Genomic DNA, 14,691 nt, shown 5'->3' on the forward strand with positions numbered 1-14,691 from the left:
TTTCGTTATTTTCAACGGTCACAGTGCCAGCCCACCTTCGCGAGCACCGTCAGCGACGGCGGCGATGCGGCCGTGGTACTTGTTACCGCCACGGTCGAAGACAACAGCTTCGACGCCTGCAGCCTTGGCACGCTCGGCAACGAGCTCACCGACGCGCTTGGCCTTGGCAGTCTTGTCTCCGTCAAATGCGCGGAGGTCAGCTTCCAGAGTGGAAGCGTAAGCCACGGTTACACCCTTGCTGTCATCGACAACCTGGACGAATACGTGACGTGCCGAACGGTTGACGACCAGACGAGGACGTACAGCCGTACCGGTGATGCGCTTGCGGATACGAAGCTGGCGACGGCTGCGTGCAGCAGACTTGCTCTTGTTCGAACGCTTCTTGTTAATTGCGATGGCCATGGTTTACTTACCAGCCTTTCCGACCTTGCGGCGGATGACTTCGCCGGCGTAACGGACACCCTTGCCCTTGTAGGGGTCGGGCTTGCGCAGCTTGCGAATGTTGGCAGCAACCTCGCCGACCTGCTGCTTGTTAATACCCGCAACAGAGAGCTTGGTCGGACCCTCTACTACGAAGGTGATGCCTTCGGGTGCAGAGACGCTGACCGGGTGGCTGTAGCCCAGAGCGAACTCCAGGTCAGAACCCTTGGCCTGAACGCGGTAACCAGTACCAACGATTTCAAGCTTCTTCTCGTAGCCCTCGGTAACTCCCTGGATCATGTTGGCGATCAGGGTGCGGGTCAGGCCGTGCAGCGAACGCGAGTTGCGCTCGTCGTTCGGGCGGGTGACCGTGAGAGTGTTCTCTTCCTGGGTAACCTCGATCGGGCTGGCCACAGTGTGGCTCAGCTCGCCTTTGGCACCTTTGACGCTGATGACGGAGCCATCGAGCTTGACCTCAACTCCGGCAGGAACGGTGATGGGGAGACGTCCAATACGTGACATTATTCTCTTCCTTTCCCGTTACCAGACGTACGCGAGGACTTCGCCGCCCACGCCCTTCTTGCCGGCCTGCTTGTCAGTCAGGAGGCCGGAAGAGGTGGACAGGATTGCGATACCCAGGCCACCCAGCACGTGCGGCAGGTTGGTGGACTTCGCGTAAACGCGGAGGCCCGGCTTGGAGATGCGGCGGACGCCAGCGATGGAACGCTCGCGGTTCGGACCGAACTTCAGGTCGATGGTCAGCTTCTTGCCAACTTCGGCGTCTTCTTCCTTCCAGCCGGCAATGTAGCCTTCTGCCTTCAGGATGTCAGCAACGCGTGCCTTCAGTTTGCTGTACGGCATGGACACGGTGTCGTGGTATGCCGAGTTTGCATTGCGCAGACGCGTGAGCATGTCTGCGACAGGATCTGTCATAGTCATTTGGGCTATAGCCCTTCCTCGTACCGGTTTCCGCTGCGCTTGCTCCTAAGAGCCTGCGCGGACGGACCTGTCACGTAGTTAGTTTTCGGTCTTGAACGGGAAACCAAGCGCCTTGAGCAGCGCGCGGCCTTCGTCATCGGTCTTGGCGGTGGTGACGACCGTGATGTCCATACCGCGAACGCGGTCGATGGAGTCCTGGTCGATTTCGTGGAACATAACCTGCTCGGTCAGACCGAAGGTGTAGTTGCCGTTGCCATCGAACTGCTTGCCGTTGAGGCCGCGGAAGTCGCGGATACGCGGCAGTGCCAGCGAAACCAGACGGTCCACGAATTCCCACATGCGGTCTCCACGCAGAGTTGCGTGTGCACCGATGGGCATGCCTTCGCGCAGCTTGAACTGTGCGATCGACTTGCGGGCCTTGGTTACCTGCGGCTTCTGGCCGGTGATCAGGGTGAGGTCGCGGACAGCGCCGTCGATCAGCTTGGAGTCCTTAGCGGCATCTCCAACACCCATGTTCACTACAACCTTCACCAGGCGGGGAACCTGGTTGACGTTCGCGTAGCTGAATTCGTCCTGCAGTGACTTCTTGATGGTCTCTGCGTACTTCGTCTTCAGACGCGGAACGATCTTTACTGGAGTCTCGAGAGTCTCAGTCATTAGATGTCCTTCCCGGTGGCCTTGGACACGCGGATACGGACGGTCTTGGTAGCGCCATCCTTCTCAACGGTGTCGAGACGGAAACCAACACGGGTCGGCTTCTTGGTGGACGGGTCAACCAAAGCAACGTTGGAAACGTGGATCGGGGCTTCAACAACCTCGATGCCACCGGTCTTGGTGCCGCGCTGCGACTGACCGACCTTGGAGTGCTTGGTGACGCGGTTGATTCCCTCTACCAGCACGCGGTTGGTGTCCGGGAATACGCGCAGGACCTTGCCCTGCTTGCCGCGGTCGCCGCCACGTTCCTGCTTGGCGCCAGTGATGACCTGAACGAGGTCACCCTTCTTGATCTTAGCCATGGACTAAAGCACCTCCGGGGCCAGCGAAACGATCTTCATGAACTTCTTGTCGCGAAGCTCACGACCAACCGGGCCGAAGATGCGGGTACCGCGGGGGTCACCGTCGTTCTTCAGGATCACAGCTGCGTTTTCGTCAAACTTGATGTAGGAACCATCCGCACGGCGGCGTTCCTTCTTGGTACGAACGATGACAGCCTTGACGACGTCACCCTTCTTTACGTTGCCGCCAGGGATAGCGTCCTTGACGGTGGCGACGATGACGTCGCCGATGCCTGCGTAGCGACGACCGGATCCACCGAGAACGCGAATGGTAAGGATTTCCTTAGCACCCGTGTTGTCGGCGACCTTGAGTCGCGACTCCTGCTGAATCAATTTTTACTCCTTGCGTCGCGCCGGTTCTCAGACCGAAATCATGCATACGGAATGAGCCTTGCGGAACGGTTGATCGGGGTGTCTCTTGACCTGCCTGGATTTTGCCAGTACAGGCCTAAACGCCCGTGCCACAAGCATCAGCTTCCCTTGCAGAAAACTCTGCGCGGGGCAGTATGCAGCGGCACGATTGTTTACGAGGTAGTGGACGACGCACAAGTGGCGCCATACAAACTCAATATCCTAGCACGTTTACGGCCTGAAACCGAAACGGCTGGAGCAGCGGAAAGGCCCGCATTCCCAAAGGAATGCGGGCCTTTCCAGTGAATCACTGCCAGGCGTGCCCGGCGTCGGATTTACTTGGCCTTTTCGAGGATCTCCACCAGACGCCACCGCTTGGTAGCGGACAGCGGGCGGGTCTCAGAGATGAGAACGAGGTCGCCGATGCCGGCGGTGTTCTCTTCGTCGTGAGCCTTGATCTTCGAGGTGCGGCGAATAACTTTGCCGTACAGAGCGTGCTTCACGCGGTCTTCAACCTGAACAACGATGGTCTTTTCCATCTTGTCAGAGACAACGTAGCCGCGACGCGTCTTACGGTAACCGCGCTGTTCAGCGCTGGCTGCTGCTTCCGTCACAGTTTCCTTCTCGCTCACTTGGCGTCCTCTCCAGCTTCAACCTCGGCCTTTTCAGCCTTGGCAGCCTTCTTGGACTTCTTTTCTTCCTTGGCTTCCACAACCGGTGCGGCAACCTCGGCACGAATGCCCAGCTCGCGCTCACGGAGAACGGTGTAGATGCGTGCGATGTCCTTCTTTACCGCGCGCAGGCGACCGTGGTTCTCCAGCTGTCCGGTGGCGGACTGGAAACGCAGGTTGAACAGCTCTTCCTTGGACTTGCGGAGTTCTTCAACGAGACGCTCGTTGTCGAAACCGTCCAGCTGTGCGGGTGCGAGATCCTTCGACCCTACTGCCATTTCTATTCACCACCTTCGCGACGCACAATGCGTGCCTTCAACGGGAGCTTGTGGATTGCCAGGCGCAGGGCCTCGCGAGCTACCTCTTCATTGACACCGGAGAGTTCGAAGAGAACCCGGCCCGGCTTGACGTTTGCGACCCACCATTCCGGAGAACCCTTACCGGAACCCATGCGGGTTTCAGCAGGCTTCTTCGTCAGCGGACGGTCCGGGTAGATGTTGATCCAGACCTTACCGCCACGCTTGATGTGGCGGGTCATCGCGATACGAGCGGACTCGATCTGACGGTTGGTTACGTATGCCGGGCTAAGTGCCTGGATACCGTACTCACCGAAGCTGACCTTGGTGCCGCCCGTGGCAGCGCCGGAACGACCCGGGTGGTGCTGCTTACGGTGCTTGACTCGACGTGGGATAAGCATTTAAGCCTGTCCTCCTTCTGCTGCCGGAGCAGCAGCTTCAGCGGCCGGTGCTTCAACGGCAGCGGGTGCTGCCTCAGCTGCCGGACGGTCGTTACGACGACGGCGGTCGCCACCCGGGCGGCCCGGACGGTCTCCTGCACGGCCACGGGACGGAGCAGCAGCTGCCTGCTGAGCCAGTTCCTTGGCAGTTACGTCACCCTTGTAGATCCAAACCTTCACACCGATACGGCCGAAGGTGGTCTTGGCTTCGTAGAAGCCGTAGTCGATGTTCGCGCGGAGGGTGTGCAGGGGCACACGGCCTTCGCGGTAGAACTCCGAGCGGGACATTTCTGCGCCACCCAGACGACCCGAGCAAGCAACACGGATACCCTTGGCACCCGCACGCTGTGCGGACTGCATGGCCTTCTTCATCGCACGGCGGAAAGCCACGCGGGAAGTCAGCTGCTCAGCGATGCCCTGGGCAACAAGCTGTGCTTCCATCTCGGGGTTCTTGACCTCGAGGATGTTCAGCTGGACCTGCTTGCCAGTGAGCTTTTCGAGCTCGCCGCGGATGCGGTCTGCTTCAGCGCCGCGGCGGCCGATAACGATACCCGGGCGTGCCGTGTGGATATCCACGCGGACACGGTCACGGGTGCGCTCGATCTCGACCTTGGCGATGCCGGCGCGCTCCATGCCGGTGGACATGAGCTGACGGATCTTGATGTCCTCGCGGACGAAGTCCTTGTAGCGCTGTCCGGGCTTGGTGCTGTCAGCGAACCAGTGCGAAACGTGGTCGGTGGTGATGCCGAGTCGGAACCCGTGCGGGTTTACTTTCTGTCCCACTTAGCGAGCCTCCTCTTTCTCCGGGGTTGCGACAACCAGCGTGATGTGGCTGGTCCGCTTCCTAATGCGGTAGGCGCGGCCCTGGGCACGCGGCTGGAACCGCTTCATGGTCGGGCCTTCATCAACAAATGCTTCGGTGATGAAGAGGTCGCTGTCGTCGAATGCAACGCCGTCACGGTCCGCGAGGACACGTGCGTTGGCCATTGCCGACTGAAGTACCTTGAATACCGGCTCCGAAGCTGCCTGGGGGGCAAACTTCAGAATTGCCAGAGCCTCATTCGCTTGCTTACCACGAACAAGGTTGACGACGCGCCGGGCCTTCATAGGCGTTACGCGGATGTGACGCGCAATAGCCTTGGCTTCCATTGCTTTCCTTCTCTCGTCTAAGACGTAAAGTCAGGCGCCTAGCGGCGCTTGCCCTTACGGTCGTCCTTAACATGGCCGCGGAATGTCCGCGTGGGAGCGAATTCGCCGAGCTTGTGCCCGACCATCGACTCAGTGACAAACACCGGGATGTGCTTGCGTCCGTCGTGTACGGCGATCGTGTGCCCGAGCATGTCGGGGATGATCATCGAACGGCGGGACCAGGTCTTGATGACGTTCTTGGTGCCCTTTTCGTTTTCCCTGGCTACCTTCACAAAGAGGTGCTGGTCAACGAAAGGACCTTTTTTCAGGCTGCGTGGCATGTGTCCAGGCTCCTATCGCTTGTTCTTGCCAGTACGACGACGACGCACAATAAGCTTGTCGCTCTCTTTGTTCGGGCGGCGCGTGCGGCCTTCCCGCTTACCGTTCGGGTTGACGGGGTTACGTCCACCGGACGTCTTGCCCTCGCCACCACCGTGCGGGTGGTCAACCGGGTTCATGGCGACACCACGGACGGTCGGGCGAACGCCCTTCCAGCGCATACGGCCGGCCTTGCCCCAGTTGATGTTCGACTGCTCGGCGTTGCCGACCTCGCCGACGGTTGCGCGGCAGCGCACGTCAACGTTGCGGATTTCACCGGAAGGCAGGCGCAGCTGGGCGAAGCGGCCTTCCTTGGCGACGAGCTGGATGGATGCACCGGCGGACCGGCCCATCTTGGCGCCGCCACCCGGACGCAGTTCAACTGCGTGGATAACGGTACCCACGGGGATGTTGCGCAGCGGCAGGTTGTTGCCAGGCTTGATGTCAGCGTTGGCACCTGCTTCCACCATGTCACCCTGGGCCAGCTTGTTCGGCGCGATGATGTAACGCTTGGTGCCATCAACGTAGTGCAGGAGGGCGATGCGAGCCGTGCGGTTCGGATCGTACTCAATTTCAGCAACGCGGGCGTTAACGCCGTCCTTGTCGTGGCGACGGAAGTCGATCAGACGGTACTGGCGCTTGTGTCCGCCACCCTTGTGACGGGTGGTGATCTTACCGGTGTTGTTACGGCCGCCCTTTTTGGGCAGCGGACGTACCAACGACTTTTCCGGCGTCGACCGCGTGATTTCGATGAAGTCCGCTACGCTCGAGCCGCGACGGCCCGGGGTAGTCGGCTTGTATTTACGGATTCCCATAATTTATTTCCTCGTTAAAGTGGTCTCCGCTACGCGAGCGGACCGCCGAAGATGTCGATAGTGCCTTCTTTGAGGGTGACAATCGCACGCTTGGTGTTCTTGCGGGTACCCCATCCGAATTTGGTGCGCTTGCGCTTACCGGCACGGTTGATGGTGTTGATCGATTCGACCTTGACGGAGAAAATCTTCTCCACGGCCAGCTTGATCTCGGTCTTGTTCGACCGGGGGTCCACCAGGAAGGTGTACTTGCCCTCGTCGATCAGGCCGTAGCTCTTTTCCGACACGACGGGTGCAAGCACGACGTCGCGGGGATCCTTGATGGTGGCTGCACTCACTTGGCATCCTCCTCGTTCTTAGCTGCCTTCGCGGCAACGAATGCTTCGTAGGCAGCCTTGGTGAAGACAACGTCATCAGACACGAGAACGTCGTAGGTGTTCAGCTGGTCTGCGTACAGAACGTGAACACCGGCGAGGTTGCGCACGGACAGTGCAGCAACGTCGTTGGCGCGCTCGATGACAACCAGCAGGTTCTTGCGGTCGGAAACGCCGCGCAGCGTTGCAAGTGCAGCCTTGGCGGACGGCTTGGAGCCCTCAACCAGTTCGGCAACAACGTGGATGCGTCCGTTACGCGCCCGGTCAGACAGTGCGCCGCGCAGTGCAGCAGCAATCATCTTCTTGGGGGTGCGCTGGCTGTAGTCACGCGGGGTGGGACCGTGGACAATGCCACCGCCGGTCATGTGAGGAGCACGGATGGAACCCTGACGGGCGCGGCCGGTACCCTTCTGCTTGAACGGCTTGCGTCCTGCACCGGAAACTTCAGCGCGGGTCTTGGTCTTGTGGGTACCCTGGCGAGCAGCAGCGAGCTGGGCAACGACAACCTGGTGCAGCAGCGGCACGTTGGTCTGAACGTCGAAGATCTCTGCAGGCAGGTCAACCTGGACAGTGTTAGCCATTGAACTAGGCTCCCTTCACGGCGGTGCGTACGAGTACGACCTGGCCGCGGGCGCCGGGAACGGCACCCTTGATAAGGAGCAGCGACTTCTCGACGTCAACCGCGTGAACCGTGAGGTTCAGCGTGGTGTGACGAACGGCGCCCATGCGGCCGGCCATTTTCATGCCCTTGAAGACGCGGCTCGGGGTGGATGCGCCACCGATTGAACCGGGCTTACGGTGGTTCTTGTGGGCACCGTGGGAAGCTCCAACGCCGTGGAAGCCGTGACGCTTCATAACACCGGCGAAGCCCTTACCCTTGGTGGTGCCGATGACGTCGATCTTCTGGCCGGCTTCGAAGACCTCTACGGAGAGCTCCTGGCCCAGCTCGTACTCAGCAGCATCTGCGGTACGGAGTTCGACGACGTGGCGGCGAGGCGTGACGCCTGCCTTCTCAAAGTGACCAGCCAGCGGCTTGGTGACCTTGCGGGGATCGATCTGGCCGTAGCCGATCTGTACGGCTACGTAGCCATCAGCTTCTGCGTTGCGCAGCTGGGTGATGACGTTCGAATCTGCCTGGACCACAGTGACGGGGATGAGCTTGTTGTTCTCGTCCCAGACCTGGGTCATGCCGAGCTTCGTGCCCAGCAGGCCCTTTACGTTACGGGTTGCGGTCATAGTTTCTCAGCACCTCCCTACAGCTTGATTTCGATGTTCACGTCGGCCGGCAGGTCGAGACGCATAAGCGAGTCAACAGCCTTCGGCGTGGGATCGATGATGTCGATAAGACGCTTGTGCGTGCGCATTTCAAAGTGCTCGCGGCTGTCCTTGTACTTGTGCGGAGAGCGGATAACGCAGTACACGTTCTTCTCCGTAGGCAGCGGCACGGGGCCAACTACCGTTGCGCCTGCGCGCGTGACCGTCTCAACGATCTTCCGCGCTGAAACATCAATGACCTCGTGGTCATATGACTTCAGCCGGATGCGGATTTTTTGTCCCGCCATGTCGCCTGACTCTCTTTCAGCTAGTGCTGCTCTAGTTAGGGCTGCTCTGTTTACTTACCTGTTGATGTGGCCGCCGAAGCGTTTGAGGATTTACCACCACACGCCGCACAAGCTGAATCCGGAGTAATCCGGGTTCCTCACCTTGTCGGCGCACCGACCCCCGCGGTCGGGCGTGTCGCGATTTCCACGCAAACTCGACCGCAATCATGGGGTTCAGGGTTATGTTTGGGCTTCAGCCTGGACCCTGACACCCGGCATTATCCGGATCGGGACACGAAGAAGCGCTTGAACAACTCATCCAGTATGGCGGAAATATGGTGTAAAGGCCAATCGACGTTGAGGAGCCATTGCCCAGTCCCCATCTGGTGGGGATGATGGGGTGATGAACGCCCGGGATTCAGGCTCCGTGGAAGATCTCGCCGCCCGCCTGCGCCCGGGATTCACACTGGGTGTGGCAGCTGCCGCCTTCCAGATTGAAGGTTCACTGACGGCCGATGGACGCGGGCCGTCGGGTTGGGATGCGTTCTCCGAGAAGCCCGGGGCAATAGTCGACGGCGGCTCCCCCACCGTGGCCTGCGATCACTACAACCGCGCAGACGAAGACATCGCCTTGATGCAGGAGCTCGGAGTCGACTCCTACCGCTTCTCGCTCTCCTGGCCGCGCATCCAACCAGGAGGCAAGGGCGCCGTCAACCAGCGGGGGCTGGACTTCTACGATCGCCTGCTCGACAAACTCCTTGCCGCGGGCATCTCTCCCATGGCCACGTTGTATCACTGGGACACCCCTCTGGAGTTGGAGCATGCCGGGGGGTGGATGAACAGGGACACTGCCGAACGCTTCGCAGTCTACTGCCAGGCCGCAGCGGACCGCTTCGGGGACCGCGTTGAGCACTGGGTCACCATGAACGAGCCCGTGTCAGTTACCGTGCAGGGATACGCGCTGGGAGTGCATGCACCGGGCCGGCAACTCCTTTTCGATTCCCTGCCAGCCGCACATCATCAATTGTTGGGACATGGAATGGCGGTCCAGGTCCTCCGAAACGCCGGGGTCAAAGGACAGATTGGCGTGTCGAACATGCACTGCCCCGTCGAGCCCGCCAGCAACAGTCTTGGCGACCGGCTGATGACGCAGGCGATGGACCTGACCCTCAACCGCATCTATGCCGATGCGATACTGCTTGGCCAATACCCCAAGCCACCCCTGCCCATGAAACCGTGGTTCCGCTCACTGGGTACCGTCCACGACGGCGATCTTGAACTGATCAGCCAACCCTTGGACTTCTACGGGCTCAACTACTACTACCCCGTGAAGGTGGCAGCGGGTCCAGGGCCGGCGGAGATACCCACCGGCACGTCGCCCCAGATGACCAAGGTTCCCTTCCACTTGGCCGCCTACCAGGAATATGAGGCCACGGGGTTCGGCTGGCCCGTTGCACCGGAATACCTGGCGTTGCTGCTGCGCCAAATGAAGGACCGGTATGGAGAGGCACTTCCCCCCATTTACATCACTGAAGGCGGCGCCAGCTTCCCCGAACCTGCCCACGTTGACGGTCCCGTCCAAGACACCAACCGCATCCACTACCTGGCTGAACACCTGGGCCATGCACTGACTGCAACCGGCCCTGGGGGAATCGCCGAGGACGTGGACCTGCGCGGGTACTACGTCTGGACCTTACTGGACAATTTTGAGTGGGCGGCGGGCTACTCGCAGCGATTCGGCCTGATCCATGTGGACTTCGAAACCTTGGAAAGGACGCCCAAGGATTCGTTCTACTGGTACCGGTCCCTGGGCCGTGCCCGCCACCGGCACATATAGCCCGCTTGGGTTAACTCCTGCCGTCTGGAATGTCGCCTACTTGCTCTTGTTGGCGCGCCGAATCCGCTTGGCGCGTTCGATCTCACTCTTGAAGTTCTTTCGACCCCACAACACGCCGCCGCCGATAGCTGCAATGACTGCCAGGAAAATCAGGAATTCCATGGTGCGCTCCTCTCCGTAGACTGCAACATTATCGGATTCCGTCGTGGGTCCTCGCAGGAGGGACATCACTTGGGATTCCGCCCTCTCCCGGTCCGTCTGCATTGCTTGGCGGCTTCCGGTTCAAGCGCCACACCGCCAGCACAATCAGGCCCAAGGCGACAAGGGCAAGCATCGCGAAGGCATAGGAACGCAACGACCACATGATGCTCAGCGCAACAGCGATGGCACCCCACCACACCAGTACCCGCTCCGCCAGCAGCAGGCCGGCGGACAGTAGCAGGACATGTGCCACGAGTACGTACAATTGCTGCGATGAGGTACCGCCGACGATGGTCCCCAAGGACGTAAGCGACAGAGCGCCGGCCGCAATGCATAGCCGGAGCAGGCCATCCGCCCGCTGCCCCTTCACGTAGCGCAACCCTGCTATAACGGCGCCGGCTATCACGTACCACTGCGCAGCCCAGAACCAATCAGGCCTGGACGCCTCCACAAACAGCACCGCCCGCTGGAGGGCTGCAACAGAGACCAGTCCCGCAACCTCAGCAGCCAACCATTTCCCGTGCGGAACCTCAGCCACCACGAGCACCCCGGTTGCGACTACGAGGATGAAGCCGAGCATGGATGTTTCGTCCCGCCCCAGTCCCACCGCCGCGGATGATGCAACTGCCAAGGCCGCAGCGGCAGCCAGGGAGTTCCCCCGCCAGTCTTCGTCCCTAATGGCCGGTCCTCCGAAGGTCTTTAGCGCATAAAGGAGAAAAGCGCTCCCCGCCCCGCCAAGGAGCCAAACAGCGTAATCGCTCCAGATACCCGCAGGCAGTCCTTGGAGCAGCCCGTCGACGGCGGGAATCGCCCCTACCAGCACCGCCGGAGCGGCTGCCGCGTAAAGGGCCGGCACTCGTTCAAAGTGCGAGGCTGCGAACAATACGCAAGCCAGGACCAACACAGACAGTCCGGTCAGGGAGAAGGAAACACCCAAGGTCAGAAGGCCGCCCGCAACTGTGAACGCCACTGCTGAGATGAGCCAGAACCCCCGCTCCACGGCACCGACAGCTGAACCGGCAGCCGCCTTTTCAGGCGGAAACACAGCCCTGACGGCAATCATGCCGACAGCCAGCGCGAGCAAGACAACAGGCACTTGGGACTTGTCCAGCAGTGGTAAGTACAGCCAGGTTGATGCAGGGAACGTGAGCGCGGGTCCGGCGGCGATGACGCCCACTCCTAGGGCGGCGATGCCGAAATATTGGGATCCGCGTGCAGCAAGGACTCGCCAGGCCATCGCAGCCGATACCAGGACCAGGGCCAACTGCAGCAACGCCACCCAGCGGCCACCGCCGTCGTAATCTCCTGCGAGCAAGTAGGCGAACGGCAGCAAGACTTGGGCACCCAAGGTGAGCTGAACGGTTGCCTGTTGGAAGGCGACATCGACACCGCGCCGGCGCAGGACCGAAGTGAACACATGCTGTATCGCGAGCACGAGGGCCAGGGTGATGGACACCGCTGCCGGAGAGTCTGTGACATCGGCGACAGTCACAGTTATGAAGGCGCCCCCCAGCACCCGGACACCTATCAAATAGCCACCCCGGATCAATCGATCCTTTACCACGCCCATCATGAAACCGCTGTAGGCCGCAAAGATACCAAGCAAGATTTCGATGTCCCGGATTTCCCCCAGGCGAAGAGCCACGAGCAGTACAAATGCCGCGGGAGCGAAGATCCAAGCTGCGGGGTGGCTTCGGAGAACCGCACTGACCAGGACGGCAGCAAGGGCAGTTGCTACTGCGGCAGCACCCGGCTGCCAGCTGTCTTCACGTACGCTCCACCATGCCACCGCCGGAGTGACGCTGAGGAAGGCAGTGGCCGCAGCCATGACGACTACCACAGCACCGGCATCGAATACGGACGCACGAGGATATCGGCGTCGATTGCCCGCATGCAGGGGAAGGAACAACTGGAGGGCAGCAACCATGACGAGCACAAGTCCTACAGCGGGAATCTCACCGCCGAGGCGGATGCTCAAACCATCGTGCGTCGCATCTCCGTAGGCCGATGCTGCCAACACCGTGCCGGTTGCCCGGGCCAGCCACCAATAGCACTGCCTGTGGAAGGACGGGGAGATTCGGAAGGCAGTGACCACAAAGTAGGCAAGCAACGCCAGAAGGACAGCATTTCCCAGCGTCCAGGACACGAACGCGGCTGCCATGCCCCCAGCAATAACCGCAGTTACCGGAGCGATGACCTCAGCCACCGTTGGTTGCCACGCAACCCGGGCAACTGGCGCCCGACGAGTTCCCGGAAACATCAAGAGGCCCGCGGCCACACCCGCCGACAAGACGAGCAGAACAGCTGCAGCCACTACCGGGCGTCCGGCACCACCATCGAATACCGGGAGGACAAGAAGCCCTGCCACGGCGGCACCGCCGAAGCCGGCCACAGAAGCTTGCGGGGACAACAGCCAGACTCCCCCGCGTTCAAACCCAGCGCTCACAAGTTGCTGCAAGGCGGCCCCGGCAACGAGTGCCAGCAAGGAGTATGCAGTCCTATCCGGATTTCCGGTCATCATTCCTGCCACACCGGCGGGCACTGCCAGGGTAAGCGCGATCCGTCCCGCAAGAATCAAGTATTGACGGGAAGCAACTGGCCTAATCGTCGCCCGCACGAACCAGTAAAGTGCGGCTGAAGCCAGGAGTGCCGCAACGGTCCATGCACCCAGCAGGCCACCGAGCGCACCGCCTACCCCGAGCACCATGGCAGGGGCGAACTCCACCCCTTGGCCCAGTTTCCAACCAATTGCCATGACAGTCAGCATCGTCAGGGACAGCGGAACATAGTTGGGAAGGTCGAACGCCCCGAACTCCAGCACAACAGTGAGTATTGCCGACGCGATCAGTTGCAACGCCACACAGAAGACGGCGTCGTACCACCAGAAGCGCGGCAACAACTTCCTGCCGCCGAAGGCAACTGCCAAGGATTGAACACCAAGGCAGACTACTGCAGCCAACATCACGGAGCTCACATCAGCGGTGATATCCCACACCACCCCGAGGATAGCCAGTGTTAGCGCAGCCCTGGCAGCATAAAGATGCTGCACCCTGTACCGGGCCCGCGGCACGAAGAACATGACCGCAAAGTAGATGCCGCACATCAGCATCACCCAGGCGTACTCCCCCTTCGACAAAAGCTGCGGAGTGAAGGTCACGGCGACGGCCACGAGGGGAACCAGGGAGGGGTGCAGCACCATCAACGGACGGACATACAACGGAGGAAGCCACTTGGGACGCAGCAGGGAAGCAACAGTCAGGAGAATGGCCACGCCGATGAGTGCCGTGAAGTACCAGACCAAAGCGCCCCCAAGAACGGAGACACCGGACCACGCCGTTGACACGACGAAACTCAGGGAGAGGAAAGCCAGGACTTTGTTATCCAACTTCACTGCTGTGTATGCATAAACGGCCGTGCCCAGCAACGACGTGACCAGCCAAGCAGCAGGACCGTTGTGGAGAACGAAGTTGTACATGGCCAAGCCGGTGACAGGGACGAGCGCGAGGCCCGTTCCGACGAAGGCAACAGCAGCTGGTCGCAGGCGGGGAACGCGGGAATGGATCACCATGCCCGATACGTAGAACAAGGCAGTGATGAACCAAATACCCACGAAGCGGAAGAGTACAGGAAGGCTCGTGCCCACGAACAAGGCCCCTGCAGCTACCAGCAGGAGGCTGGCTACGTAGAGCGTGACGTTGATGTTTTGCTGGTCTCGCTTCGCCTTGCGAGCAGCGGCGGCTTCCGGAGTCTCCCGAGCAACCGGCGGCTGTAAATACTGCGCTTGGTTCGGCAGAGGACGCCGGACAGCCGGCGCAGGCATGGTGGGCCGGGCTGGCAAGAGTGTGGGCGACTGGCTATAGGGAGCCACTGGCGGGCTCGCAGGGGAAGGCATGACTGTCACGTCGGAAGGCCTGTCCGCGGCCTGCCTCTTGGCCTCCGCGTCCCGCCAACCAGCCAGGTGGCCGGCGAGGTAGCCCGCTTGGTAGGCGGATTGGTTCGGCGTGGAAGAAGCATCGGACGAAGCCCCTCGGCGCCCCTTAGCCAACCCGACCGCAAAGCCAACCCCGCCGCCGATGACGAGGAGCAGCAGTATAAGGAATGCAGTCATGGAAGCTCCTAGGTTGCGCCGGACGCAGCAGATGCACGGCCTTTATCCATTCGATAGAGTAACTATAGCAAAAAGAACCCCACCGCCGTAGCGGTGGGGTTCTTTTTAGCTAACTACCGGCTGGGCCGGAGCGTCACCGA

20 protein-coding genes are annotated in these 14,691 nt (G+C 60.8%); 1 reads left to right on the plus strand and 19 read right to left on the minus strand.

The genetic code is table 11. From position 1 onward, the window contains the following. Positions 1 to 18: 18 nt before the first annotated feature. The 17 genes from rplR to rpsJ all read right to left on the minus strand — a co-directional run bounded on the left by rplR (position 19) and on the right by rpsJ (position 8,426). Entirely contained in the window at positions 19 to 402 is a 384-nt protein-coding gene (gene rplR / locus RIF72_RS02100) for a 50S ribosomal protein L18 (RefSeq protein ID WP_011775582.1), read from the minus strand. Positions 403 to 405: 3 nt separating this feature from the next. Continuing rightward, entirely contained in the window at positions 406 to 942 is a 537-nt protein-coding gene (gene rplF, locus RIF72_RS02105; RefSeq protein WP_062073167.1) for a 50S ribosomal protein L6, read from the minus strand. Between the two features lie 18 nt (positions 943 to 960). Further along, a complete protein-coding gene (rpsH, locus tag RIF72_RS02110) occupies positions 961 to 1,359 on the minus strand; it encodes a 30S ribosomal protein S8 (RefSeq protein WP_011775584.1) in 399 nt (132 codons plus the stop codon). A 78-nt stretch (positions 1,360 to 1,437) separates the two neighbouring features. Further along, positions 1,438 to 2,016: a 50S ribosomal protein L5 gene (gene rplE, locus RIF72_RS02115; RefSeq protein ID WP_011775585.1), complete on the minus strand. Its 579-nt coding sequence runs from the start codon at positions 2,014 to 2,016 to the stop codon at positions 1,438 to 1,440. Next, the gene (rplX, locus tag RIF72_RS02120; RefSeq protein WP_011775586.1) at positions 2,016 to 2,375 is read right to left on the minus strand and encodes a 50S ribosomal protein L24; all 360 of its coding nucleotides are present in this window, start codon (positions 2,373 to 2,375) and stop codon (positions 2,016 to 2,018) included. Before rplX ends, rplE begins: the two co-directional genes overlap by 1 nt. 3 nt (positions 2,376 to 2,378) lie before the next feature. Beyond that, positions 2,379 to 2,747 carry a 50S ribosomal protein L14 gene (rplN, locus tag RIF72_RS02125; RefSeq protein WP_003803789.1) on the minus strand — a complete coding sequence of 123 codons (369 nt, stop codon included), beginning with the start codon at positions 2,745 to 2,747 and terminating at the stop codon, positions 2,379 to 2,381. A gap of 353 nt (positions 2,748 to 3,100) precedes the next feature. Further along, entirely contained in the window at positions 3,101 to 3,397 is a 297-nt protein-coding gene (gene rpsQ, locus RIF72_RS02130; protein WP_011775587.1) for a 30S ribosomal protein S17, read from the minus strand. Then, a complete protein-coding gene (gene rpmC / locus RIF72_RS02135; protein ID WP_014922387.1) occupies positions 3,394 to 3,714 on the minus strand; it encodes a 50S ribosomal protein L29 in 321 nt (106 codons plus the stop codon). The genes rpsQ and rpmC overlap by 4 nt, the downstream gene beginning before the upstream one ends. Positions 3,715 to 3,716: 2 nt before the next feature. Then, positions 3,717 to 4,133 carry a 50S ribosomal protein L16 gene (gene rplP / locus RIF72_RS02140; protein WP_003803795.1) on the minus strand — a complete coding sequence of 139 codons (417 nt, stop codon included), beginning with the start codon at positions 4,131 to 4,133 and terminating at the stop codon, positions 3,717 to 3,719. Further along, positions 4,134 to 4,955 carry a 30S ribosomal protein S3 gene (gene rpsC, locus RIF72_RS02145; protein WP_011775589.1) on the minus strand — a complete coding sequence of 274 codons (822 nt, stop codon included), beginning with the start codon at positions 4,953 to 4,955 and terminating at the stop codon, positions 4,134 to 4,136. It abuts the gene before it with no gap. Next, positions 4,956 to 5,321 (minus strand): 50S ribosomal protein L22, encoded by a 366-nt coding sequence (gene rplV / locus RIF72_RS02150; protein WP_011775590.1) that lies wholly within the window; start codon positions 5,319 to 5,321, stop codon positions 4,956 to 4,958. It abuts the gene before it with no gap. 38 nt (positions 5,322 to 5,359) lie between these two features. Next, entirely contained in the window at positions 5,360 to 5,641 is a 282-nt protein-coding gene (gene rpsS / locus RIF72_RS02155; RefSeq protein ID WP_003803803.1) for a 30S ribosomal protein S19, read from the minus strand. Between the two features lie 12 nt (positions 5,642 to 5,653). Beyond that, positions 5,654 to 6,493 carry a 50S ribosomal protein L2 gene (gene rplB / locus RIF72_RS02160; protein ID WP_309073219.1) on the minus strand — a complete coding sequence of 280 codons (840 nt, stop codon included), beginning with the start codon at positions 6,491 to 6,493 and terminating at the stop codon, positions 5,654 to 5,656. Between the two features lie 29 nt (positions 6,494 to 6,522). Then, positions 6,523 to 6,828: a 50S ribosomal protein L23 gene (rplW, locus tag RIF72_RS02165; protein WP_011692807.1), complete on the minus strand. Its 306-nt coding sequence runs from the start codon at positions 6,826 to 6,828 to the stop codon at positions 6,523 to 6,525. Further along, a complete protein-coding gene (gene rplD, locus RIF72_RS02170) occupies positions 6,825 to 7,445 on the minus strand; it encodes a 50S ribosomal protein L4 (protein ID WP_309073220.1) in 621 nt (206 codons plus the stop codon). Before rplD ends, rplW begins: the two co-directional genes overlap by 4 nt. Before the next feature lie 4 nt (positions 7,446 to 7,449). After that, a complete protein-coding gene (gene rplC / locus RIF72_RS02175) occupies positions 7,450 to 8,100 on the minus strand; it encodes a 50S ribosomal protein L3 (RefSeq protein ID WP_013601833.1) in 651 nt (216 codons plus the stop codon). Positions 8,101 to 8,117: 17 nt separating this feature from the next. Beyond that, complete coding sequence (gene rpsJ / locus RIF72_RS02180; RefSeq protein ID WP_003803825.1) at positions 8,118 to 8,426, minus strand: 30S ribosomal protein S10; 309 nt, start codon at positions 8,424 to 8,426, stop codon at positions 8,118 to 8,120. A 382-nt stretch (positions 8,427 to 8,808) separates the two neighbouring features. Here rpsJ and RIF72_RS02185 point away from each other — a divergent pair, with 382 nt between their 5' ends. After that, on the plus strand, positions 8,809 to 10,242 hold the full coding sequence (locus tag RIF72_RS02185) for a GH1 family beta-glucosidase (protein ID WP_309073221.1): 1,434 nt from the start codon (positions 8,809 to 8,811) through the stop codon (positions 10,240 to 10,242). A 36-nt stretch (positions 10,243 to 10,278) separates the two neighbouring features. On the opposite strand, the gene RIF72_RS02190 is transcribed toward RIF72_RS02185, so the two are convergent. Continuing rightward, on the minus strand, positions 10,279 to 10,404 hold the full coding sequence (locus RIF72_RS02190) for a hypothetical protein (protein ID WP_261609405.1): 126 nt from the start codon (positions 10,402 to 10,404) through the stop codon (positions 10,279 to 10,281). Positions 10,405 to 10,432: 28 nt separating this feature from the next. Further along, complete coding sequence (locus tag RIF72_RS02195) at positions 10,433 to 14,551, minus strand: hypothetical protein (RefSeq protein WP_309073222.1); 4,119 nt, start codon at positions 14,549 to 14,551, stop codon at positions 10,433 to 10,435. Positions 14,552 to 14,691: the final 140 nt, after the last annotated feature.

Source organism: Paenarthrobacter sp., from assembly GCF_031180005.1.
GTDB lineage: Bacteria > Actinomycetota > Actinomycetes > Actinomycetales > Micrococcaceae > Arthrobacter.